The 20,786-nt window shown below is 66.9% G+C and carries 22 protein-coding genes; 15 read left to right on the top strand and 7 right to left on the bottom strand.

All coding sequences use genetic code 11. The features are described from left to right. The first annotated feature begins 87 nt into the window (after nucleotides 1-87). Nucleotides 88-1,428: a glutathione-disulfide reductase gene (gene gorA / locus LQF09_RS10105; RefSeq protein ID WP_270067900.1), complete on the top strand. Its 1,341-nt coding sequence runs from the start codon at nucleotides 88-90 to the stop codon at nucleotides 1,426-1,428. A 14-nt stretch (nucleotides 1,429-1,442) separates the two neighbouring features. Continuing rightward, nucleotides 1,443-1,652 carry a hypothetical protein gene (locus tag LQF09_RS10100; RefSeq protein ID WP_002929785.1) on the top strand — a complete coding sequence of 70 codons (210 nt, stop codon included), beginning with the start codon at nucleotides 1,443-1,445 and terminating at the stop codon, nucleotides 1,650-1,652. On the opposite strand, the gene LQF09_RS10095 is transcribed toward LQF09_RS10100, so the two are convergent. Next, nucleotides 1,649-1,999 (bottom strand): DUF2249 domain-containing protein, encoded by a 351-nt coding sequence (locus LQF09_RS10095; protein WP_002929783.1) that lies wholly within the window; start codon nucleotides 1,997-1,999, stop codon nucleotides 1,649-1,651. The genes LQF09_RS10100 and LQF09_RS10095 overlap by 4 nt on opposite strands. Before the next feature lie 299 nt (nucleotides 2,000-2,298). Between LQF09_RS10095 and LQF09_RS10090 the strand changes: the two genes are divergently transcribed. Continuing rightward, nucleotides 2,299-2,805: a phasin family protein gene (locus tag LQF09_RS10090; RefSeq protein WP_002929777.1), complete on the top strand. Its 507-nt coding sequence runs from the start codon at nucleotides 2,299-2,301 to the stop codon at nucleotides 2,803-2,805. Nucleotides 2,806-2,883: 78 nt separating this feature from the next. On the opposite strand, the gene moaE is transcribed toward LQF09_RS10090, so the two are convergent. The 6 genes from moaE to LQF09_RS10060 all read right to left on the bottom strand — a co-directional run bounded on the left by moaE (nucleotide 2,884) and on the right by LQF09_RS10060 (nucleotide 9,740). Beyond that, nucleotides 2,884-3,402, bottom strand: a complete 519-nt coding sequence (moaE, locus tag LQF09_RS10085; RefSeq protein WP_270067899.1) for a molybdopterin synthase catalytic subunit MoaE — start codon at nucleotides 3,400-3,402, stop codon at nucleotides 2,884-2,886. Between the two features lie 2 nt (nucleotides 3,403-3,404). Further along, on the bottom strand, nucleotides 3,405-3,665 hold the full coding sequence (moaD, locus tag LQF09_RS10080) for a molybdopterin converting factor subunit 1 (RefSeq protein WP_002929772.1): 261 nt from the start codon (nucleotides 3,663-3,665) through the stop codon (nucleotides 3,405-3,407). 24 nt (nucleotides 3,666-3,689) lie between these two features. After that, on the bottom strand, nucleotides 3,690-4,895 hold the full coding sequence (locus LQF09_RS10075; protein ID WP_270067898.1) for a molybdopterin molybdotransferase MoeA: 1,206 nt from the start codon (nucleotides 4,893-4,895) through the stop codon (nucleotides 3,690-3,692). Further along, nucleotides 4,892-5,386: a molybdopterin-guanine dinucleotide biosynthesis protein B gene (gene mobB / locus LQF09_RS10070; RefSeq protein ID WP_270067897.1), complete on the bottom strand. Its 495-nt coding sequence runs from the start codon at nucleotides 5,384-5,386 to the stop codon at nucleotides 4,892-4,894. Before mobB ends, LQF09_RS10075 begins: the two co-directional genes overlap by 4 nt. A gap of 56 nt (nucleotides 5,387-5,442) precedes the next feature. Then, nucleotides 5,443-7,428 carry an ATP-dependent DNA helicase gene (locus tag LQF09_RS10065; RefSeq protein WP_270067896.1) on the bottom strand — a complete coding sequence of 662 codons (1,986 nt, stop codon included), beginning with the start codon at nucleotides 7,426-7,428 and terminating at the stop codon, nucleotides 5,443-5,445. Nucleotides 7,429-7,505: 77 nt separating this feature from the next. Continuing rightward, nucleotides 7,506-9,740, bottom strand: a complete 2,235-nt coding sequence (locus tag LQF09_RS10060; RefSeq protein ID WP_270067895.1) for a mechanosensitive ion channel domain-containing protein — start codon at nucleotides 9,738-9,740, stop codon at nucleotides 7,506-7,508. Between the two features lie 192 nt (nucleotides 9,741-9,932). Between LQF09_RS10060 and LQF09_RS10055 the strand changes: the two genes are divergently transcribed. From LQF09_RS10055 to gspN, 12 genes are all read left to right on the top strand, one after another. After that, nucleotides 9,933-10,385: a type II secretion system protein N gene (locus tag LQF09_RS10055; RefSeq protein ID WP_270067894.1), complete on the top strand. Its 453-nt coding sequence runs from the start codon at nucleotides 9,933-9,935 to the stop codon at nucleotides 10,383-10,385. Between the two features lie 280 nt (nucleotides 10,386-10,665). Beyond that, entirely contained in the window at nucleotides 10,666-12,693 is a 2,028-nt protein-coding gene (gene gspD / locus LQF09_RS10050) for a type II secretion system secretin GspD (RefSeq protein WP_270067893.1), read from the top strand. Continuing rightward, nucleotides 12,690-14,126, top strand: a complete 1,437-nt coding sequence (gene gspE, locus LQF09_RS10045) for a type II secretion system ATPase GspE (RefSeq protein WP_270067892.1) — start codon at nucleotides 12,690-12,692, stop codon at nucleotides 14,124-14,126. The genes gspD and gspE overlap by 4 nt, the downstream gene beginning before the upstream one ends. 13 nt (nucleotides 14,127-14,139) lie before the next feature. Then, entirely contained in the window at nucleotides 14,140-15,342 is a 1,203-nt protein-coding gene (gene gspF, locus LQF09_RS10040) for a type II secretion system inner membrane protein GspF (protein ID WP_270067891.1), read from the top strand. 5 nt (nucleotides 15,343-15,347) lie between these two features. Further along, nucleotides 15,348-15,788, top strand: coding sequence for a type II secretion system major pseudopilin GspG (gene gspG, locus LQF09_RS10035; protein WP_002929754.1), 441 nt, complete (start codon nucleotides 15,348-15,350; stop codon nucleotides 15,786-15,788). A gap of 48 nt (nucleotides 15,789-15,836) precedes the next feature. Then, on the top strand, nucleotides 15,837-16,334 hold the full coding sequence (locus tag LQF09_RS10030; RefSeq protein ID WP_002929752.1) for a prepilin-type N-terminal cleavage/methylation domain-containing protein: 498 nt from the start codon (nucleotides 15,837-15,839) through the stop codon (nucleotides 16,332-16,334). Next, nucleotides 16,331-16,705, top strand: a complete 375-nt coding sequence (gene gspI, locus LQF09_RS10025) for a type II secretion system minor pseudopilin GspI (RefSeq protein WP_270067890.1) — start codon at nucleotides 16,331-16,333, stop codon at nucleotides 16,703-16,705. Before LQF09_RS10030 ends, gspI begins: the two co-directional genes overlap by 4 nt. Continuing rightward, on the top strand, nucleotides 16,702-17,286 hold the full coding sequence (gene gspJ / locus LQF09_RS10020; protein ID WP_002929743.1) for a type II secretion system minor pseudopilin GspJ: 585 nt from the start codon (nucleotides 16,702-16,704) through the stop codon (nucleotides 17,284-17,286). Before gspI ends, gspJ begins: the two co-directional genes overlap by 4 nt. Then, nucleotides 17,249-18,178, top strand: coding sequence for a type II secretion system minor pseudopilin GspK (gspK, locus tag LQF09_RS10015; RefSeq protein WP_002929742.1), 930 nt, complete (start codon nucleotides 17,249-17,251; stop codon nucleotides 18,176-18,178). The genes gspJ and gspK overlap by 38 nt, the downstream gene beginning before the upstream one ends. Further along, nucleotides 18,175-19,392 carry a type II secretion system protein GspL gene (gene gspL / locus LQF09_RS10010; protein WP_270067889.1) on the top strand — a complete coding sequence of 406 codons (1,218 nt, stop codon included), beginning with the start codon at nucleotides 18,175-18,177 and terminating at the stop codon, nucleotides 19,390-19,392. The genes gspK and gspL overlap by 4 nt, the downstream gene beginning before the upstream one ends. A 65-nt stretch (nucleotides 19,393-19,457) precedes the next feature. Continuing rightward, entirely contained in the window at nucleotides 19,458-19,934 is a 477-nt protein-coding gene (gene gspM / locus LQF09_RS10005; protein ID WP_270067888.1) for a type II secretion system protein GspM, read from the top strand. Beyond that, nucleotides 19,934-20,707 (top strand): type II secretion system protein N, encoded by a 774-nt coding sequence (gspN, locus tag LQF09_RS10000; protein WP_270067887.1) that lies wholly within the window; start codon nucleotides 19,934-19,936, stop codon nucleotides 20,705-20,707. The genes gspM and gspN overlap by 1 nt, the downstream gene beginning before the upstream one ends. The last annotated feature ends 79 nt before the right edge of the window (nucleotides 20,708-20,786 follow it).

The following is a 20,786-nucleotide window of genomic DNA, read 5'->3' as shown; positions in this document are numbered from 1 at the left end:
CACAAACGCGGGCCAAGCAGCGAAAATGTCGCCCATTCCTTACCCGGCGGCGATGACCGCCGCCCCAGCACACAATGGAGCCCGCACATGCGCAACTATGACTTCATCGCCATCGGTGGCGGCAGCGGAGGTGTTGCCAGCGCCCGCCGCGCGGCGGAATACGGTGCCCGCGCCCTAGTCGTGGAGGCCGCGCGTCTCGGCGGCACCTGCGTGAATGTCGGCTGCGTGCCGAAGAAGGTCATGTGGTACGCCGCAAACCTCGCCCAGGCGATGCGCGACGCGCCCGGCTATGGCTTCACGGTCGGCTCCACCCACTTTGACTGGCCAACGCTCAAGGCCCGGCGCGATGCCTATGTGCTGCGCCTCAATGGTATCTACGCCAGCATGCTCGACAAGGCAGGCGTGGATGTCGTTCGGGGTTTTGCACGATTTGTCGATGCACACACCATCGAGGTCGACGGAGAACGCTTCAGCGCGCCTCACATCGTGATCGCCACGGGCGGCCGACCCGAGGTCCCCGATACTCCCGGCGCAGAGTTCGGCATCGACTCAGACGGATTCTTTGCACTCGAGACCCAGCCGCGTCGGGTTGCGGTGGTCGGTGCGGGTTACATCGCGGTGGAGTTGGCTGGCGTACTCAACGCCCTTGGCAGCGCTGTACACATGCTGGTGCGCGGACCGCATCTGTTGCGCCCCTTCGACGCCATGCTGCGCGACGAACTCGGCGCCCAGATGCGCGAAGACGGCGTAGACCTGCGTTTCGGCACTCGCGTGGAGGCAGTGACACGGCAGGCGGACGGCAGCCTGCGCGTTGCCTGCGATGGCGGCGGCGTGCTCGAAGTCGACGCCCTGGTGTGGGCGACCGGCCGCCGGGCGAATACCGACCGCCTTCGACTCGAAGCGGCAGGCCTGAGTGCCGACGCACGCGGCATGGTCGCGACCGACGCGTTCCAGAATACGGGCGTCGACGGCATCTACGCCATCGGCGACATCACCGGTCGCGCAGAACTCACCCCGGTCGCAATTGCGGCAGGGCGAAGACTCGCAGCCCGCCTGTTCCTGGGCCAGAAGGACAGCAAGCTCGACTACGACACCATACCCACCGTCGTCTTCAGCCACCCCCCGATTGGCACGGTAGGCCTGACCGAAGAGGAGGCACGTGCATGCCATGAGCAGGTAAAGGTCTATGGCACCCGCTTCACCGGGATGTACCACGCCCTGACCGAACACAGACCAAGGACATCGATGAAGTTGATCTGCGCCGGCGCAGACGAGCGCATCGTCGGTGCCCACGTCATCGGCGAGGGTGCCGACGAAATGCTGCAGGGTTTTGCCGTGGCGGTGAAGATGGGCGCCCGCAAGCGCGATTTCGACGACACCATTGCCATCCACCCTACCAGCGCCGAAGAGTTCGTGACCCTGCGCTGAAACGGAGCCTCCCCATGCCCATGACCTACGAACAGCACCTGGACGAAGTGGCCACGCTGCTTTACGAACGCTACGAGCAAAGCGAAAAGGCGGCCATCAAACTGGTGATGGCCGCCCAGGCGGACGATTTCTTCAGCGGTCACGACGACGATCCGTCGATCTGTACGCCGGAGCGCGCGGCCGCCGACGCACGTGCCGTCTATCGCAAGTACGGCAAGCCTTAGTGGCCGGAGCAGCAGCCGTGTCCGCCGCCGCCGCCGCATCCGCCGCCTGTGGCTGCCGCCGCAGCGGCGGGCGCACCCGCGCTGGCCGGCGCACCAAGCTGGATCTTGAAGTCGATGACGATATTGCCCGGGTCACGCGCGACATAGGTGATACCCACCTGGTTGCCGTAGCGCTGCTGGATCTGGCCAAGCAGCGGCAGCGGGTCGTGGTCATTGACGAACCGCATCACCTCGCCGTCTTCGAGCGATTCGAGGGCACCGAAGATGGCAGCATGGCGGAAGCGCTTGGCGACGCCGCGCGCGTCGAAGGGGTGAACGTCGTTCTGGAACATCGTGGTGTCTTCCATCGTTGGGATACCGGACTTGTCCTGCGGCCGGATTCGCAGCCTGGAAATCGTATTTGGCCGCAAAGGCCGTCGCCTTGAGGAAGAACAAGAAACACACCCCGCTATGCAGGGCGCACTGCCCGATTCGGGCTCAGTAACAGGCGATTGCCCGCTAACGCACACCCGCGCTGTGCTATTGTGCGGCTGAGGCGAGGGAGCACGAGCTTGCATACCCGAACAGGGATATCGATCTGCAATCGTGCCGAGGGACGCCTCACGACATATAAATCAGCGCCGCATGGCGGGAGTGGAGAGTGCTTATGGCTACCAAACAGGATCAGTTCAACGAACTTCAGAAGAAGAATCTCGAAGCGGCCATGCGTCTGGCGCAGATGTCGATCGAGAACTCCCAGCGCATCATGGAAATCCAGGTCGGCGCAGCCAAGCGCCTGTTCGAGGAAGGCGTCGAGAATGCCAAGGCACTGTCGAGCACCAAGGACCCCAAGGGCATGATGGAGCTGCGCGCCCACTACGCGCAGAGCACCACCGAGCAGATGCTCGCATGTGCGCGCGAAATCGCCGAGATCACGGCACGCACTCAGGCCGAGTTCGGCAAGCTCGTCGGTGAGCAGTTGAGCACCGGCAGCACCGACATGTTCGACGCCATGCAGAAGATGTTCAAGGGCATGCCGATCGCCGACCAGAACGCCCTCGGTGCCATGCAGACGGCGATGGACACCACGCGCGCGGCCTTCGAGCAGATGACCCGTGCCTCGACGGAGGCCTTCCAGGCTTTCACCCAGCAGGGCGGCAAGGGCCGCAAGTAAGCTGCCCGCCGGGGTCCCGCGCAGGCAGGCATAACGGCGCCCTCGGGCGCCGTTATGCCTTGCGGGGCTGCAGCACGCTCAACGACGCTGCTCGATCTCGTCCCAGCTGTCGTCTATCGAGACATCGTCGGCCGGCGCGGCACTCCAGCGCGCAGCCGCCGAATCGTCCGCCTCGCGCGCATCCACCCAGCGCCCGCCATCCGGGGTCTCTTCACGTTTCCAGAACGGAGCCCGTGTCTTCAGGTAGTCCATGATGAATTCGCAGGCGGCGAATGCATCGCCGCGATGTGCGCTGGCTACGCCGACGAATACGATGCGCTCGGCGGGCATGAGTCGACCATGGCGATGGATGACGCACGCATCCAGTACCGACCAGCGTGCACGCGCCTCGGTCACGATCTCTTCGAGGGCACGCTCGGTCATCCCAGGATAGTGCTCGAGCGTCATCGCCGATACGCCGCTGCCGTCGTTGACGTCACGGACCAGGCCGACAAAGCTGGCGACTGCCCCCACATCGGTACGCTCCTGACTGAGCGCGGCAATCTCCGCGCCGACGTCGAAGTCGTCTTCCTGAACGCAGACTTTGTAGCGCCCCATGCTCAGCCCCCGGTCACAGGCGGAAAGAAAGCGACCTCGTCCCCCGCCGCCACCGGCGCGTCGGCACCAACCATGCGCTGGTTGACCGCACTGCGCACGTTACGGCCTGCCGCCATCGCCCCCCACGCGTCGCCCCGTGCAGCGAGATGCTCCCGCAGCGCACCGACGGTGCCCACATTGGCCGGCAACGCCAACTCCTCGCCAGGCGTCCCAACCGCTTCGCGCAGGCTGGCGAAATAAAGAACCTTCACCTTGCTCGTCATGTCCTGTCCCGTCAATGTACTCATTCAGTGCAGCAGATCGCCGTAGGGCAGGAAGCGGACGCTCTCGCCGCGCTTGACGGATGTGGCCGCAGGGATATCCACCAGCCCGTTTGCCCATACCGTCGAATTGAGCGCCGCCGAACCCTGGTTGTCGAACAGCTCCACCCCACCCTGCGAATTCATGCGCGCACGCAGGAACTCGCGTCGGCGATCGGGCCGCGGCCAATCGAAATCGGCACGCAAGGCCAGCGCCGCCGGCGCCACCTCGCGCACGCCCTGCGTGGCCAGCAGGAAGGGACGCACCATCATCAGGAAGGTGACGAAGCTCGACACCGGATTGCCTGGCAGGCCGATGAATGCAGCCCCTGCCACATGGCCATACGCCAAGGGCTTGCCCGGCTTCATCGCGATTTTCCACATATCCAGACTACCCTCGGCCTCGACCGCAGGCTTGACATGGTCCTCCTCGCCGACCGACACCCCGCCGCTGGTAAGGATGAGATCATGGCCCTGCGCAGCGCGACGAAGGACTTCGCGGGTGGCGTCGAGACGGTCGGGGACGATGCCGAAATCCTCCACCTCGCACCCCAGGCCGACAAGCAGGCTGCGCAGCATGTAGCGATTGGAGTTGTAGATACCCCCCGGCGGCAGAGGCTCGCCCGGCATCACCAACTCGGAGCCGGTGGAGAACATCGCCACCTTCACCCGCCTCAGCACGGGCAGCTGAGCCAGGCCCACCGACGCCGCCAGCGCGACGGCCTGCGGCGTAAGCCGCTCGCCTGCGGGCAGGATCAGCTCACCGCGCGCGATGTCCTCGCCCATCCTTCGTACCGCCTCGCCGGAACGTGGCACGGTGTTGATGATGACTTCGGCGCCATCGTGGTCGCACAACTCCTGCATCACCACGGCATCTGCGCCTTGCGGCAAGGGGGCGCCAGTGAATATGCGCGCCGCGGTGCCCGGCGCAAGCTCGTGGCCGACACTGCCCGCCGGAATGCGCTGACTGACCGGCAGGCGCGTGCCGGCAACGGGAACGTCGGCGGCACGCAGCGCGTAGCCATCCATCCCCGAGTTGTCCATCGGCGGCTGGTCGATCGTTGAGAACTGGGCGACCGCGAGCACCCGGCCGGCGGCGAACATCGTGTCTACCTGCTCGATCTCGCGTACCGGACGCGCGAATCCGAGCAGCTTTTCGTAGGCTTCGTCAAAAGAGAGCATGGTGCCGTTCATTGAATCTTCAGATGGTCGAGAATGAAATTGGCGACCCGCGCCGGTTCATTGAGCGGAAGCAGAGGCAGCGGGCAATCGATGGCAAGGTCGCTTGCCACCGCCACCACATGGGGGCTCTCCGGCCACAGCGGCGGCTTGCCCAAGGCGGGCCGATGGATCTCGATCTTGGGCACGGCCGCTGCCTTGTAGCCTTCGATCAACACCAGATCGCAGGGCTCGAGCAAGCGCAGCTGCTCTTCCAGACTGGGCTCGGGCGCGCCGCGCAGCTCATGCATCAGCACCCAGCGGTCGTTGGACAGCATCAGCACCTGTGTGGCGCCGGCCTCGCGGTGGCGCCAGGAGTCCTTACCCGGCTTGTCCAGATCGAAACCATGGTGTGCATGCTTGATGACCGACACGCGCAGACCACGCGCGGTGAACTCGGGGATCAGCTTCTCCACCAGCGTCGTCTTGCCTGAGCCCGACCAACCGCCAAAACCGAAGACTTTCATCGGAGCATTGCCCGCAGGCATCGTGAGATAGCCTTGAAGGATACAACAGACCGCTCTCAGCCGCTCCCCTGCGCGGGGCTGCGTGCGCTGGCACGAGGCGGCGGCAACGAAGCCAGGAAGGCAACCGCGTCGGTCTCGGCCCGCGTGCGCCGCATCGGCGGCAGACTGCGCCACACCACCTTGCCATAGGACTTCTCGATCATGCGCGGATCGCAGATGCACAACACACCACGGTCGCGCTCGGTACGGATGAGCCGCCCGGCGCCCTGCTTCATATTGATCACGGTCTTGGGCAACTGATGATGCACGAAGGGACTCAAGCCCTGCTTCTGCATGTGCTCGACGCGCGCGGCCAGCACAGGGTCGTCCGGCGGAGCGAAAGGAAGCTTGTCGATCACCACCAGCGACAGCGCATCGCCGGGCACGTCCACGCCCTCCCAGAAGCTCTGGCTCGCCACCAGCACTGCATTGCCAAGACGGCGGAAGCGCTCCAGCAGTTCGGTACGCGAACCCTCGCCCTGAAGCAGCACCGGCAACTCGTCCCCACTATGCTGCAGGCCGTCGAGGATCAGCTCGTGGATGCGGCGCATCGCGCGCAGCGAGGTGCACAGCACGAAGGCACGCCCTCGCGCGGCACGAATCAGCGGCAGCGCCACCTGGGCGACACGCTCGGTATATTCGGACGAGTTTGGTTCGGGCATGCCGGCGGGGGCATACAGCAAGGCCTGCTCGGCATAATCGAAGGGGCTACCCCACACCGCGGTGAGCGGCGGCGGATCCATCCAGGCCAGGCCCATCTCGCGGCAGTAGTGGCCGAAGTCCGCCTTGCCCACCGCCAGCGTCGCAGAGGTGAAGATCCACGCCCGCAGATGGCCCTCGAGCTGGCGCTTGAAGACGTCCGATACATGCAGCGGGGTGGCATTGAGCGCCAGCGACTGGGTAAACACCTCGACCCAGCGGATGAGGTCCTTGTCCTCGGGGCTGCGCCAGCTGGCCAGGCGCGCAGCCATCTCCTCGGTGCGGCGCAGGCAGTTTGCGAGCCCTTCGGAGCGCTCGGCCTGGGTGTCGAGCACGGACTGGAACTCGGTCAGCGACTTCTCCAGCGCCTCGACCATGGCATCGAAGTTCTCCCGCTCGGCCGCCTGCGCAGCCGAGATGCGCGCAGTCTCGGTACCGAACACCAGGCGCAGGTCGCGCGCGGCCTTCTCGAGGTTGCGCGTCTGGTCGATCATCGCCACGCAGTCGCGCGCTGCGGCCACCGTTTCGGAGCGAGTGTCACGCGCCAACTCCAGCACCTGGGCCGTGGACACGCTGTCGCCGAAGAACAGGCTCGCGGTCTCCGGCAACTGGTGAGCCTCGTCGAAGATCACGGCATTGCAGGCTGGCAGCAGCTCGCCCATGCCCTCGTCGCGCAGCATCACGTCGGCGAAGAACAGGTGGTGATTGACCACCACGACGTCGGCGTCCATCGCATTACGCCGAGCCTGCATCACGAAGCACTCGTCCTTGTGCGGGCAGTCCTGGCCGAGGCAATTGTCACGCGTCGAGGTTGCGGCGATCCAGGCCAGCGAGTCTTCGCGCACGTCCGTGCATTCGGCCTTGTCGCCCGTCTGCGTGACCTGGGCGAAACGGCCGATTGCGCGCAGGTCGGCGGCGTCCTGCGCGGTGAGGAAGCGGCCATCGCGCGCATTACGCTCGAGGTGGTAGTGGCAGACGTAGTTGGCCCTGCCCTTTAGCAGCGCGATGCTCACCGGGACCTTGAGCGCGGCACGCACGGTCGGCAGGTCGCGGTTGAAGAGCTGGTCCTGAAGGGTCTTGGTGCCGGTGGAGATGATGACCTTGCCGCCCGCCATCAGCGCCGGCACGAGATAAGCGAAGGTCTTGCCGGTACCGGTTCCGGCCTCGGCCACCAGCACACGGCTCTCGCGCAGCGCCTCGGCGATCTTCCGTGCCATCTCGATCTGCTGCGGACGGGCTCGGAAGCCAGGAATCGCAGCTGCGAGCGGGCCATCGTCGGCGAAAAGCGGGGTCGGGTCGGACATGGGCACGGCGGGTTCTGGGCAGACCCGCGAGTATAGCGCTTGCCGGCCCTATCCGCCTCCGCGACTTCACCCGCTTGTCATTCTCCGGCAGGCCTCCCCACCCCACCCGGCGCGTGCCCCACCCCCAGCATGCTGATGCGCGCAGGCGGCGCCTTGCCCTGCTTGTCCTCGCCAAAGTAGAGCGTCATGTGCGGGAATGGGATCTCGATGCCGGCCGCGTCGAAGTGACGCTTGACCAGGCGGTTGTAGGCGCGACCGACCGGGAACTGTGAACCCGCCACCGTCTTGATGCGGACGCGGATGTTCACCGAACTGTCGGCCAGCGCCGTCACCCCGTGCACCTCGAGCTCGGAGCTCAGGATCAACCCTGCGAAAGCGGGGTCCTGACGCAGTTCATCGAAGGCCGCGCGCAGCTGGACGATGGCCTCGTCGCTGTCTTCGCGGTAGCCGATACCGTACTCGCCAACGTGGTAGCCGAAGTCGCGGTTGTAGTTGGCCACGGTGGTGACCGATGAGAACGGCAACAGGTGATAGGTGCCGGAGAGATCACGCATGCCCAGCGAGCGGATGGTCATCTTCTCCACCGTGCCGGTAACCCCGGCGGCGGTGACCACGTCACCAACGTTGATCGCGCGCTCGAGCTGGATGAAGACGCCAGTGATCACGTCCTGAACCAGCTTCTGGGCGCCGAAGCCAATCGCAAGCCCGAGTACGCCTGCGCCGGCGAGCAGCGGCGCGATGTTGAGGCCGATCTCGGCCAGCACCACCATCGTGGTCACCACCACCAGCGCGATCGCCACCGCATTGCGGAAGATCGTCAGCAGGGTGCGCGCACGGGCATTGGGCTCGCCGCCCGCCTCGGCGTTCAGGCGGAACTCGATCCAGCTCGCAACGATGAGCCACAGCAGCAAGGCGAGCGCCACGATGAGCGCGATCGACACAAGCTTGCCGAGCAGACGCGTGCCGGCGTCGGAGACCAGCCAGGCGCCGAGGTGGAATGGCGTCCACGCGTCCACGATTGCCGCCACGACCACGGCGAGGATCGCGAAGCGGGCGATCTTCAACGCCGTCGGCACATAGGCGTTAAGACGCGCTTCGAGCAACGGAAACTTCTGCTGCAGCGCCTCGCTGAGCCGGATCCGGCGCAGGATCACCTGCGTCAGCAATGCCGCCAGGCCGATGCCCAAGGCAACTGCCAGCACGGTCTGCGCCGTTGCAGCGACCATGAACGGCAGCGCATCCTGCGGATAGAGAATGGCGGTGACCAGGATTGCACCCAGGTAGGCAATGGCCACGATGTGCCAGGTACGCGCGCCAATCGTGATGCTGATGCGAGCAAAGGAAGACTGCATGCGCTCGGCCAGCGCCTCGATGGCAGCACGCACGCGCTGTCGGTTCTGCATCACGATCACGGCCGCCTTGAGGAGGGCGGAGAGCATGATCACGATGGCCACCGCACGGCTTAGCGCTGGGCTGAGATAGTGGCCGATCACCGGCACCAGCAGCATCAGGCCATAGCCGACGAAGAACACCATGCGCGATGCCCATAGGTACCAGTAGGCGGCCTCTTCGTCCGCCACGGGAAGCACGCGCAACGTGTCGCCATGCCGGGACAACAGGATACGGAGCCCCACCCGAATGGCCTCGACCATCAGAAAGGCGTTCAGAAACAGGGACTCGTGCACGCGTATCGCCCCGGACTCGCCGATCACGAACAGCGCCACGCCATACCCGGCAAGCCAGGCGAATGCAATGGTGAGCAGGTCGATGAGTCCTGCGCCGGCCGTCGCCAGGAGCCGTCGCCCCCAGACCAGTGCGCGCGGCCCATCGGCCGCGCCGGCCTGCCGATCGAGCGCGGCGAACAGCCCGCCGGCGGCCGCCGCCAGCGCGCGGAAGACGACCAGGGTGACAACGACCAGTACGGCAAATTCGCCAAGCTGCCACAGCACGGAATCGAGCCGGGCATCGGCAAGCTGCCCGGTCGCCTCACCGAGCGCAGACAGAGCTGCACCGAACTCGCTGACCGTTCCCTGCGCGAGGTTCTGCGTCAGCGCGGCAACGCGCCCCGCCATCGACTCGACGGGCGCCTCGGGTTCAAGCGCACGCGCGGCACCCTCCTCGCCCAGGCTGCGTAGCTGTTCGATCAGCACGCTGCGGGTGGCGTCATCCTCGAGCAGGTCCGCCAGACGTTGATGTGGCGGCTGAGTCGGATCCACGGGGGCGGCTGCGGCAGCCAGCGCCGCTGCGGAGAACAGGCCTGCGAGCGCAAGCAGGACGATCAGGGTAAACAAGGGAATGAGCTTACGTGCCAAAACGGAACTCCTTCATGTCCGGCCCGTAAAGACCCACCAGCGACCCGGGCAGTTCCACAGCCGGCCTCCAAAGCACTGCGCCGGGGCAGATAACACTCGCGTCACACAAGCCATGCATCATCCGCAACGAATTTGTAACGGTCAGCCGGAGTACGCATGTCATTGAGGGGGGAGGCACAGAGGCGAGCCGCAATGCTGGCGATGCGGTGGATTGCGCCGCTGGCCTGGATTCTGGCCCTGAGCTTCACCAGCTGGCTGGCGGCTGCGGCGTACTGGTCCTTCCACGCGACACCGCAAGCTGCGGCGCTGGCGTTCCATGAAACCGATCCGGTCAGCGCTGCCGAAGGCATCCTGCGTATCGCCGGCACCGGCGGCAAGCCCGGGCCGAGCAGCGCAAGCAGCGCCACGGCCCGGCCGCCGTTGTCGCTCCACGGCCTGGCCACCGGCTTTGGCGACGCAGGTGGATTCGCCTTGTTCAAGACCGCTGACGGCAGCGTGAGGACAATCGGGGCCGGAGGCACCAGCAGCGACGGCTGGCGACTGGCGTCCATCCACCCCGACCACGTCATCCTCGAGCGCGAGGGTGCTTCGGTGAGGCTTGATCTGGCAGCAGGCCAGCACCTCACCGCCGAACAAGGGGAGTAACCCCCTCCCCACGTCCGCGGCCAGTCACCCCATCGGCGCAATCCCCCTGACCAGTCCGAGCATCCGCCCCATCCCCCTTCCATTTCCCGATCTGCAGCCCAAGAAAATGCCCCTAGCAGTGCGCATCAACGCTGAGCCCAATCCGGTCGCCTCAATTCCCCGACCTTCGCCTTCAGCCCGCTTCACAACATCGATCCGCAAGGCGATCCGAAAGTCGATCCTCTCCCTGCTGCCAATGTGCCTGCGTGCGAGTTGTGTTGCCGTTCTGCTCGCGTTGAGCATGCCTGCCAGCGCCCAGCAGCGTGAAGAGACCATCTCGCTCAATTTCCAGAATGCCGAGATCGACGCGGTTATCCATGCCGTGGGCGAGATCACCGGGCAGAACTTCCTCATTGATCCGCGCGTCAAGGGCAAGCTCAACATCGTCACCAACACCCCGGTGCCGCGTGCCCTCAGCTACCAGATCCTGCTGTCCGCGCTGCGCCTGCAGGGGTTTACCGCGGTGGAAGGCGAAGGCGTGGTCAAGATCGTTCCCGAGGCCGATGCCAAGCAGCATGCAGCACCTGTCGGCACCCGCCAGGTCAGCGCACGCGGAGACCGCCTGGTGACCCAGGTCTTCGCCCTGCGCTTCGAGTCGGCCACACAGATGCTCGGCGTCGTCAGACCGCTTGTCTCGCCGAACAACACAGTCACCGCGTTTCCGTCGAACAACACCCTGGTCGTCACCGACTACGCATCCAACATCGAGCAGATCGCGGCAGTCATCGCCGCCATCGACATCAGCCAGACCGACGTCGCCGTGCTCGAACTCCAGCATGCCGCCGCCGCCGACCTGGCCCCGGTCCTCGCTCGCCTGCTGGCCGAGCAGGGCGGCGCTGGCCAACCCGGCACCACGGCGCCCCAGGTCATGGCCGAACCCCGAAGCAACGCCCTCCTCGTACGTGCCGACAACCCCAGCCGGCTCACTGCAATCCGTCAGCTCGTCGCTTCGCTCGACCGTCCAGGCGCAGGCGGCAACATCCACGTCGTGTACCTGCGCAACGCCGAAGCACGCCATGTTGCCGCGACGCTCAACAGCGCCCTGAGCGGCACTGCGACTCCGGCCGCAGCGGCCACCACAGCGCGCGGCTTCGCGAACACTGCGGCCGACGGCGGCGACGGCGGCGGACGCCCGAGCACCGACGTCCCGCTTGCCAGCGGCAGCGCGAACCCGAACGCGAGCGTCCAGGCGGACGTAGTCAACAACGCCCTCATCATCACCGCACCGGACGCCATCTACCGCAACCTGCGCCAGGTGATCGATCAACTGGATCGCCGCCGCGCCCAGGTCTACATCGAAGCCCTCATTGCCGAGATCTCCACCGAGCGCGCGGCCGAGTTCGGCCTGCAGTGGGTCGGGGCAGGTTCGGTCGGTGGCGGTTCGGGCGCAACCGGCATCATCGGCGGGAGCAGCTTCGGCAGCGGCGGCAACAACCTGCTGCAGCTCATCGCCAGCACCGCCAGCGGCAATCCGAGCCTGCCCGGGAACGGGCTCAACCTGGCGATCGGTGGCGGACGAGTCAACATCCCGGGGATCGGCGAGGTACTGAGCCTGGGCGTCCTGGCCCGCTTTCTGGAAAACGAGGTACGCGCCAACATCCTGTCGACGCCCAACATCGTCACCCTCGACAACGAGGAGGCCAAGATCGTCGTCGGCCGCAACCTGCCCTTCGTCACTGGCCAGTACACCAACACAGGCGGCGGCACCACGCCGGCCAACCCGTTCCAGACCATCGAGCGCCGCGATGTCGGCCTGACCCTGCAGGTGCGGCCGCAGATCTCCGAAGGCGGCGCCATTCGCCTGCAGATCTACCAGGAAGCCTCGGCGGTCGTCGGCAACGTCGATGCAGCAACCGGCCCGGTTACCACCAAGCGCTCGATCGAGTCCATGGTGCTGGTAGACGACGGGGCCATCATCGCCCTCGGCGGCCTGGTCGAAGACAGCTATGCGGGCGGCGAGGAGAAGGTGCCCATGCTCGGCGACCTGCCGGTCGCCGGCAGCCTGTTTCGCTACAACACGCGCAAGCGCAGCAAGACCAATCTGGTGGTGTTCCTGCGCCCGGTGATCCTGCGCGACCGCGACAGCTACGCCGAGATGACCCAGTCTCGCTATGAATATGTGATCGGCCAGCAGCGCGCCAGCGCCCTTCCCAGGCAGCTGATGCGCGGCGAGGACTCCGCCCCCGAACTACCGCCGATTGTCGACGCCCGCATCGTACCGGTTGCCGAGTTGCTGATCCGCCCCCCTGCGGACGAGGGGTCGCGATGAGCCAGCCCTCCCTGCCCTATGCGTTCGCACGCAGCCAAGGCGTGCTGTTGCGTGGCGGCGACGAAGCGCAAGCCGAACTGCTCGTCCGCAGCGGTGCCGCACTCGGCGCGGTCAACGAGGCCAGACGCTTCCTGCGCCGCCCGCTACGCATCGAGACCGCAACGCCGGCCGCATTCGAGCTTGCGCTGGCGCAGGCCTATGGAGATGGCGAGCGCAATGCGGCCGAGGTGGTTGCGGACGTCGGCCAGGAGATCGACCTCGCCCAGCTCATGACCGAGCTCCCCGCGGTCGAGGACCTCCTCGAGCGCCAGGACGACGCCCCTATCATCCGCATGATCAACGCGCTGCTCGCCCAAGCGGTACGCGACCGTGCCTCTGACGTGCACATCGAGCCCTACGAGCAGTCCTCCGTGGTACGACTGCGCCGCGACGGCGTACTGCAGGACATCGCCCGCCCCCACCGCGCCCTGCACGCCGCGATGGCTTCGCGCATCAAGGTGATGGCCAACCTCGACATCGCCGAGAAACGCCTCCCGCAGGACGGCCGCATCAGCCTGCGCCTGGCCGGACGCCAGATCGACGTGCGCGTCTCCACCCTGCCAACCAGCCACGGTGAACGCCTGGTGCTGCGCCTGCTCGACAAGAGCGCGGGGCAGCTCGGGCTCGACGCCCTCGGCATGGCGCCGGACAGCATAAGGCAGTTCCAGGCTCTGTTGTCCCAACCGCACGGCATCATCCTCGTCACCGGCCCCACCGGTTCAGGCAAGAGCACCACCCTCTACGCCGCGCTGCGCACGCTCGACGCGACCCGGATGAACATCATCACGGTCGAGGATCCGGTCGAGTTCGACCTCCCCGGCGTCGGTCAGATTCAGGTCAATGCGCGCATCGATCTCGACTTTGCGCGCGCACTGCGAGCCATCCTGCGCCAGGACCCGGACGTGATCATGATCGGCGAGATCCGCGATCTCGAGACCGCCCGCATCGCCGTCCAGGCCAGCCTGACCGGACACCTCGTACTGGCAACCCTGCACACCAACGACAGCGCGGCAGCCGTCACCCGCCTGATCGACATGGGTGTCGAGCCCTTCCTGCTCGCATCCACCCTGCGCGGTGTGCTTGCCCAGCGCCTGATGCGCAAGCTGTGTACCGCATGCCGGCAACCCGCTGATACCGAAAGCAGCGAGGGCCGCTGGCGCGCGGTCGGCTGTCCGAGTTGCGGCAACACCGGCTACGCCGGGCGCCTCGGCATCCATGAGCTGATTGCGGTGGATGAGACGCTGTCGCGCCTGATCCACGACGGCTGCCAGGAAGCCGAGCTGCGTCAGCGCGCGCGCGCGACGGGCAGTCGCAGCCTCTACGACGACGGCATGCGCCACGTTGCCAACGGCACGACCACGCTCGAAGAGCTTCAGCGTGTGATGCGCGACTGAGGCGGCGAACACCATGGCGGCATTCCAGTACCGAGCGCTCGACGCCGGCGGACGCGAACAGCGCGGCGTGATCGAGGCCGACAGCGCGCGCGCGGCCCGCAGCGCGCTGCGCGAACGTGGCCTCGCACCGCTCGAGGTAAACGGCATCGGCCGCCAGCACGCGAACACTGCCCTGCGTGCGCGCCTGCCGGCGAGCGTGCTTACCCTGATGTCCCGGCAGTGGGCCACCCTGCTTGCCTCCGGGCTTACGGTAGAGCAATCGTTGGCGGCGCTGATCGAACAGGCCGACACCGAGCCGGTGCGCCGCGTGCTCGCCGGAGTGCGTAGCGAAATCGTCGGTGGGCTGAGCCTTGCCGCTGCGCTGGAGCGCTTCCCGGCCCAGTTCCCCACCCTGTATCGGGCGTCGGTCGCGGCTGGCGAGCAATCGGGCGAGCTTGCACGCGTGATGCTGCAACTGGCCGACCATCTTGAGCAGAACGACATCCTTCGCCGCAAGACCCAACAGGCACTGATCTACCCATGCCTGGTTGCCTGCGTCGCGCTCGTCATCGTCGTCGCACTGATGGTCTGGGTGGTGCCGCAAGTGGTGGGCGTATTTGCCCAGTCGAGGCAGAGCCTGCCGCCACTCACCCGCATCACGATCGGGCTGTCCGAGTTCATCCAGGCATGGGGCCTGGTGATGCTGATTGCTGCCAGCATCCTCGGCCTCGCGTTCGTTGCGGCGCTGCGCGACACGGTCTTTCGGCGCCGGGTCGACCTGCTGTTGCTAGGCCTGCCCTTGATTGGCCGCCACCTGCGCACCCTCGACGCCACCCGCTTCGCGAGCACCCTGTCCATCCTGGTCGGCAGCGGCGTGCCCTTGCTGCGCGCGCTCGATGCCGGTGGCCGCGTGGTGCAACGTCTTCCGGTGCGCGAGGCGGTGACGAGCGCTACCGAGCGCGTGCGCGAAGGCATGGCCTTGTCGCGCGCCCTTGCGGCCACCCGCAGCTTTCCACCGCTGCTGCTGCACATGGTCGCCAACGGCGAAGCAACCGGGCAGATCGCAGCGCTGCTCGACAAGGCCGCCCGCCTGCAGCAACTCGAGCTCGAGAGTCGCAGCGCCACCCTCACCAGCCTGCTCGAACCCGCCCTGCTGCTGCTGATGGGCGCCTTCGTACTGCTGATCGTGCTTGCCGTCATGCAGCCGATCATCGAGATCAACACCCTGATGAGATAATCCACATGTCCAGACTGCTGCTCCACAAGGCGCCGTGCGCGCGCGGTTTCACCCTCATCGAAGTGATGATCGTCATCGTCATCCTCGGCGTGCTCGCCGCGCTCGTCGTACCACGGGTGATGAGCCGTCCGGATGAAGCACGCGTGGTCGCCGCCCGCCAGGACATCGCTTCGCTGATGCAGGCGCTCAGACTGTACAAACTCGACAACCGCAGCTACCCGACGACCCAGCAAGGCCTCGAGGCCCTGGTGAGCAGGCCGACGCTGGCCCCGCTGCCGCCCAACTGGAAAGTCTATGTCGAGCGCCTGCCGCGCGACCCCTGGGGCAACCCGTACCAGTATCTGAACCCCGGCATCAATGGCGAGGTGGATGTGATGAGCTATGGTGCCGACGGCCGCAGCGGCGGCGACGGCTTCGATGCCGACATCGGCTCCTGGCAGCCCTGAGCGCAGGCCCAGTCCGGCACCGCCCGCTTCCCTGCCAGCCACCAGGCCATGCGCCCCGCCCGCGGCTTCTCGCTCGTCGAAGTCCTGGTCACCCTGCTCGTGCTCGGTATCGCGGCCGGGGCGATGAGTCTCGCCGTGACTGCCGACCGTGAGCGCGACCCGGCTGTGGCCGTAGAGCAGCTGCGCAAGGCGCTAGAGACCGCCGCCTACCGTGCCAGCATCCGCGGCCAGCGCCTGGCAATCGAGTTCCAGGCCGACGGCTACCGCTTCACCAGCCTGGATCGGCACGGCCAATGGCAGCGCATCGATGCGGATCCTGCCCTGCAGCCCAGGCGCCTGCCAGCAGGCTTGGCCTGGCACAGTCTGGCCACGAGCAGCCGACAGGCCGGCACCACCGCCTCGCCGGCTCACCGCCGCATCGAGTTTGGTACGAGACCGCCACAGTACCGGCTGGCGCTCGCGCACGAAGGGGTACTGCACGTCCTGGACGGCAGCCGCGCCGGTAGCGTGCTCCATCGCCTCGAGCATCCCGGAGCCGGACGATGAACGCCAGGCGCGCAGCGGGCTTCACCTTGCTCGAGATGCTGGTGGCGATATCGATCGTGGCGATCGCTCTGCTCTCTGCAACACGGGCGCTGGGGAGCACGATCCATGCCGCGGCAGGCCTGCGCGAACACGCCGTTGCAAGCTGGGTGGCGCAGAACCGGCTGGCGGAGATGCGCGCCCACCGTCAGTGGCCCGCACTCGGCCAACGCCAGGGTCGGGTCGACATGGCGGGCGGCAGCTATGTGTGGACCGAACGCATCAGTGCGACGCCGAACAACCTCTTCCGCCGTATCGACGTCGAGGTGAGCGCGGCTGACGACAAACGCCCGCTCGGACGCATGAGCGGGTACGTCGCGAGGCCGCCGCGATGAGCCTGCGCATTGACCACGCGCGCGGCATGACCCTCATCGAACTCATGATTGCGCTCGCGCTCTTCGCGCTGCTCGGCCTGCTCACCTGGCGAGCGACCGACAGCCTGATCACCACGCGCCAGCATGTCGGAGCCGAACTCGAGCGCTGGCGTGCGATCACGACCGCCGTCGCACGCGTGGACGAAGAGTTGCTACAGGCGTTGCCCGGCACCGGCCGCCTAGCCCACAGGCCGCCCCCCAGCCGGCAACCCGAAGCGGTCGGCACCGGCCCGGCCCAGGTGATGCTGCGCTTTGCCTCGCCTGGGGCCGATGGCGGGCCGGTGCAGGACGCCGCCTTGCTGCTCGTGGGCGATCGCCTCGAGTGGTGGATCTGGGACGGCCCCGATGCAGCCGCGGAACCCAGCCGCGTGCGCCTTCTGGACCGTGTGAACGCGCTGCACTGGCGGTTCCTGCATGGTGACCGCTGGGTCGCAGCGTGGCCGCCCGAGCAGCCACAGGACGCCGGTCTACCGGCTGCAATCGCCTTCGAAATGGAATTGTCGGATGTGGGAACGATTCGCCGTGTGTTCGCGCTGCGCTAAAGGCCACGCACGCCAGCGCGGTGCCGCGATCGTGCTCGCCCTGCTGACCGTCGGCCTCGCCGCCGTGCTCGCCGCGGCAGCGCTCGCCGATCTGAGCCTCGGCATCGAAGTGCACGAGGGCCGCTTCGAACAGGCGCAGTCGCGGCAACTCGCGATCGCCGCCGTGGACTGGACACGCAACGTCCTTGCAGACGACCGCCGCACCAGTGCAGCCGACCACGCCGGCGAGCCGTGGGCAATCGAGATCCCGCCCACACCCATCGACCGCGACCCCAAGGCAGGCACGGTTGGCGGCCGCATCAACGAGCTGTCCGGCCGCTTCGACCTCAACGCCCTGCATCCGGGCAATCCCGCGCACGCCAGCGCACGCGGGCAAGCCGAGCGTCTGTTCGCGCTCGTGCTCGGTGACGCCGTGCGCGCGCGACTGCTCGCGGACGCGCTCGAAGCGCACCTGCAGCCGGCCACCGGCACCGAGTCCGGCAAGCAGGCCTTCGAGCTCACCGAGGTCGGCGAGCTGATCGCGATCCCCGCCTTCACGCCGGAGGCAATCGCGCAACTCACGCCGCATGTCGCCACCTTGCCGGCCCGAGCCCCGATCAACGCCAACATGGCGAGCGCCGAAGTCCTTGCCGCCACCATCGATGGGCTCGACCTGTCTGCGGCCCGGACCATGGTCGCTGCACGCACGCACACCTGGTTCCGCAACCGCGGCGATATCGCTGCGCTGCTGGGACCGGGCCTCGACCTGCCCGCAGCCAGCGCGCTCGACGTACACAGCCGCTTCTTCATTGCCCACATCCACGCCGGCTACGGTGAGGCCATCACGCGCCTCCAAGCCTTGCTCGACCGTCGCCAGACCAGCGTGGACATCATCTGGTATCGCATCGAATGAACACCCGACTCGCCCTCATCATCCCCGAACGCTGGCCAGATCAACCCGACTGCGAGTGGGCGCTGCTGGACCGCGACGGCCGCATCGTCGAACATGGCCGCAGCGCACCGTCGCACTGGCCGAACGCAGGCGAGCACGTCGCGCTCATCGACGGCGCGGACTGCCTGCTCGCCGCCCTCCGCGTCCCGCCAAGCAAGCGACGCGACCGCCTGCCTCTGATTCGCTACGCCCTCGAGGCACGTCTGGCGCGTGACATCGACCATGAGCATGTGACGATCACGAGCGAACGCGCCGATGAGGAGCAGCCCGGGGGACGGCGACTGCTTGCGGTGGTGATTGCCCACGCCCGCCTGCGCCAGATCTGCGCACAGTTCGAAGCCCTTCGCCGTCCGCTCGGGCGCGCGGTGGCCCTTGTCGACTGCCTGCCTGCGACCACCACGTGCTGGCAGGCGATCGATGCCGGAACGGGCAGCCTCAGCCTGCGCGCGGGTCCCGACGGGGCGATCACCGTCGACATGCCACCGCACACACCATCGACCACGGCCGCCCCTGCCCGCGGGGACACCCTGGCCTGCGCACTGACACTGGCAACCATGGCCGAACCGGCACAGCAGCCGGCCGAACTCGTCTTCACCACCGCCACGCCGCTCACCGATGCCGAAATGACACTGCTGTCGCGACAGTGCGCGATGGAGATCAGCCAATGCTCGCTGGATGGGCTGTGGGGGCGAAGCCTGCTTGCCGCCAACCTGCTGCACGGTCCGTTCGCCCCCGCAGCATCTGCGGGCACAGGCATATGGGGCGCCCTGCGCCTGCCGGCCGCTCTAGCCGGCGCCGCCACCCTCATCGCCGGTATCGCGCTTGCGGTGGGCATCGCGGTCGACCGCAACACGGTCGCTGAGCTGGAAGGCCGCGAGCGTGCGATCTTCGCCGATGCCTTGCCGGCCACGCCTGCGATTGCGCCGCAACTACAGTTGCGTCGAGCCCTCGATGAAGCACGACGCGATCACGGCCTGCTCAGCGCGGGCGACCTGTTGGCCCTGCTCCAGGCGCTCATCGAGGCGAACGGCTCCCTGCCACTGCAGATGGCCTACCGCACGCCGCGGCTCGAGGCGGAGCTCGCGTCTCCGCTGCCGGCTACTGCGCCGCTCGCCCACCGTGGTCTGAGCGCCAGGCTGGAGGGCCATCGCATCCACCTCCAGCCGCAGCCTTGAGACCGCTACTGTCTCCCGCTTCTCCGCCCTCCGAACGCGCCCCATACGCCCCCATACGCCCCGTCATGATGAAACGCCTCGCCTCCGCCCTGAGTACGCAGTTCGCCAACCTCGCACCACGCGAACGATGGGCGCTGCGCATCGCCAGCCTTTTCGTGCCGTGTGCGCTGGCATGGATGATCGGCGACTGGATGATCGCCGAACGCACGCGGCTCGACCGCCAGCTTCCCGCCCTCATCCTCAGCGTCCAGATGATGGAGCGAGATGCAGCAGAACTCGCCCACCTGCGCCGCAGCCCATCCACCGCATCACCAGCCGGCCCCGCAGAACTGGCAGCGTCGGCCATGGCGCACGGCCTCGTCACCGACATCCGGGTCGAGGAGGCAGCAGTCATCGTTTCCGGTTCGAGCTCCCTGGAACGCTTGCTGCCGTGGCTGGCTGAACTGCATTCCCGGCACCGCTTGCGCGTGAGTGAACTCGACTTCGATGCCGGCAACGGTCGCTTCCTGATCCGTCTCGACCCCACAGCGCTCGTACGTTGATGACGAGCAGCCTCCAACCAACATCCCGCCAGTGGCTGCTAGCGGCATTCCTCCTGCTTGCCTTCATCGTCACCCAGGCCCCGGCAGCGCTCATCGATACCGCATTGGCTACCCATAGCGGACATCACATCCGCCTGCTCGAGCGCTCGGGAACGCTCTGGAGAGGCCGGGGCGTACTCGCTGAAAGCACCCCGCAGGGTCATATACGCTGGCTGACCGTGGCTTGGCAGATCGCCCCATTCGGGCTCATTCATGGGAGGCCGATACTGGATGTCGAGTTCGACGACCAGCCAGTACTGAACGTCACAGCCAGCCAGAGCGGCCTGGAACTGCGCTGGCAGGTCCCCCCGGTCGATATCGCACCACTGATCCGGACGCTCACGCATCCTGCCGCCCGCCTCGGTTGGCATGCACGTGCCTCAGTGCCTGCAGGCGAAGGCACATGCAACTGGCGCATGAGGTGTAGGGGCGCGATGGCACTGGAGCTGTCCGCCCTTGCGACCAGCGTGTTGCCAGGGCCCTCGCTCGGTCGCTTCGGGCTGCAGCTCGGACTTGAAGAGCGCACCTTATCGATCGTCGTGGTCAGCCCAAGCGACAACCGGCTGCAGGCAAGCGCCAGCATGGTGGTGCACGCCACACGCAGCAGCAGTGGCGACATCCGTATCGGTGGCGACCCCGAGCTAGTCAAGCAACTCGGCGCCCTGACCGGTGACGTGATGCAGCCTCAGGCCGACGGCACGCTACAAGTTCAGTGGCGGCACGGGAGCCTTTAATCAAACTGCAAGAAATTCATAATTTTTTTGTATCGCTAAGCCCCTAAGTTGTCGGTTTCTCAACCACGGCCACGGAGCC

It is taken from the genome of Thauera sp. WB-2, assembly GCF_027594845.1.
In the GTDB taxonomy this organism is placed as follows: Bacteria; Pseudomonadota; Gammaproteobacteria; order Burkholderiales; family Rhodocyclaceae; genus Thauera; species Thauera mechernichensis.
Note: the sequence above shows the minus strand (reverse complement) of the source record. Positions and strands in the feature narration are given on the sequence as shown.

Coding starts and splice junctions, on each gene's coding strand:
- gspK (WP_002929742.1), top strand. CDS start 17,249: ATGTGGGAACGATTCGCCGTGTGTTCGCGCTGCGCTAAAGGCCACGCA.
- gspD (WP_270067893.1), top strand. CDS start 10,666: ATGCCTGCCAGCGCCCAGCAGCGTGAAGAGACCATCTCGCTCAATTTC.
- gspG (WP_002929754.1), top strand. CDS start 15,348: ATGTCCAGACTGCTGCTCCACAAGGCGCCGTGCGCGCGCGGTTTCACC.
- gspM (WP_270067888.1), top strand. CDS start 19,458: ATGATGAAACGCCTCGCCTCCGCCCTGAGTACGCAGTTCGCCAACCTC.
- gspL (WP_270067889.1), top strand. CDS start 18,175: ATGAACACCCGACTCGCCCTCATCATCCCCGAACGCTGGCCAGATCAA.
- gspF (WP_270067891.1), top strand. CDS start 14,140: ATGGCGGCATTCCAGTACCGAGCGCTCGACGCCGGCGGACGCGAACAG.
- gspJ (WP_002929743.1), top strand. CDS start 16,702: ATGAGCCTGCGCATTGACCACGCGCGCGGCATGACCCTCATCGAACTC.
- gspI (WP_270067890.1), top strand. CDS start 16,331: ATGAACGCCAGGCGCGCAGCGGGCTTCACCTTGCTCGAGATGCTGGTG.
- LQF09_RS10100 (WP_002929785.1), top strand. CDS start 1,443: ATGCCCATGACCTACGAACAGCACCTGGACGAAGTGGCCACGCTGCTT.
- LQF09_RS10030 (WP_002929752.1), top strand. CDS start 15,837: ATGCGCCCCGCCCGCGGCTTCTCGCTCGTCGAAGTCCTGGTCACCCTG.
- LQF09_RS10095 (WP_002929783.1), bottom strand. CDS start 1,999: ATGGAAGACACCACGATGTTCCAGAACGACGTTCACCCCTTCGACGCG.
- mobB (WP_270067897.1), bottom strand. CDS start 5,386: ATGAAAGTCTTCGGTTTTGGCGGTTGGTCGGGCTCAGGCAAGACGACG.
- gspE (WP_270067892.1), top strand. CDS start 12,690: ATGAGCCAGCCCTCCCTGCCCTATGCGTTCGCACGCAGCCAAGGCGTG.
- LQF09_RS10090 (WP_002929777.1), top strand. CDS start 2,299: ATGGCTACCAAACAGGATCAGTTCAACGAACTTCAGAAGAAGAATCTC.
- gspN (WP_270067887.1), top strand. CDS start 19,934: ATGACGAGCAGCCTCCAACCAACATCCCGCCAGTGGCTGCTAGCGGCA.
- LQF09_RS10055 (WP_270067894.1), top strand. CDS start 9,933: ATGCTGGCGATGCGGTGGATTGCGCCGCTGGCCTGGATTCTGGCCCTG.
- LQF09_RS10065 (WP_270067896.1), bottom strand. CDS start 7,428: ATGTCCGACCCGACCCCGCTTTTCGCCGACGATGGCCCGCTCGCAGCT.
- moaD (WP_002929772.1), bottom strand. CDS start 3,665: ATGACGAGCAAGGTGAAGGTTCTTTATTTCGCCAGCCTGCGCGAAGCG.
- LQF09_RS10075 (WP_270067898.1), bottom strand. CDS start 4,895: ATGAACGGCACCATGCTCTCTTTTGACGAAGCCTACGAAAAGCTGCTC.
- gorA (WP_270067900.1), top strand. CDS start 88: ATGCGCAACTATGACTTCATCGCCATCGGTGGCGGCAGCGGAGGTGTT.
- moaE (WP_270067899.1), bottom strand. CDS start 3,402: ATGGGGCGCTACAAAGTCTGCGTTCAGGAAGACGACTTCGACGTCGGC.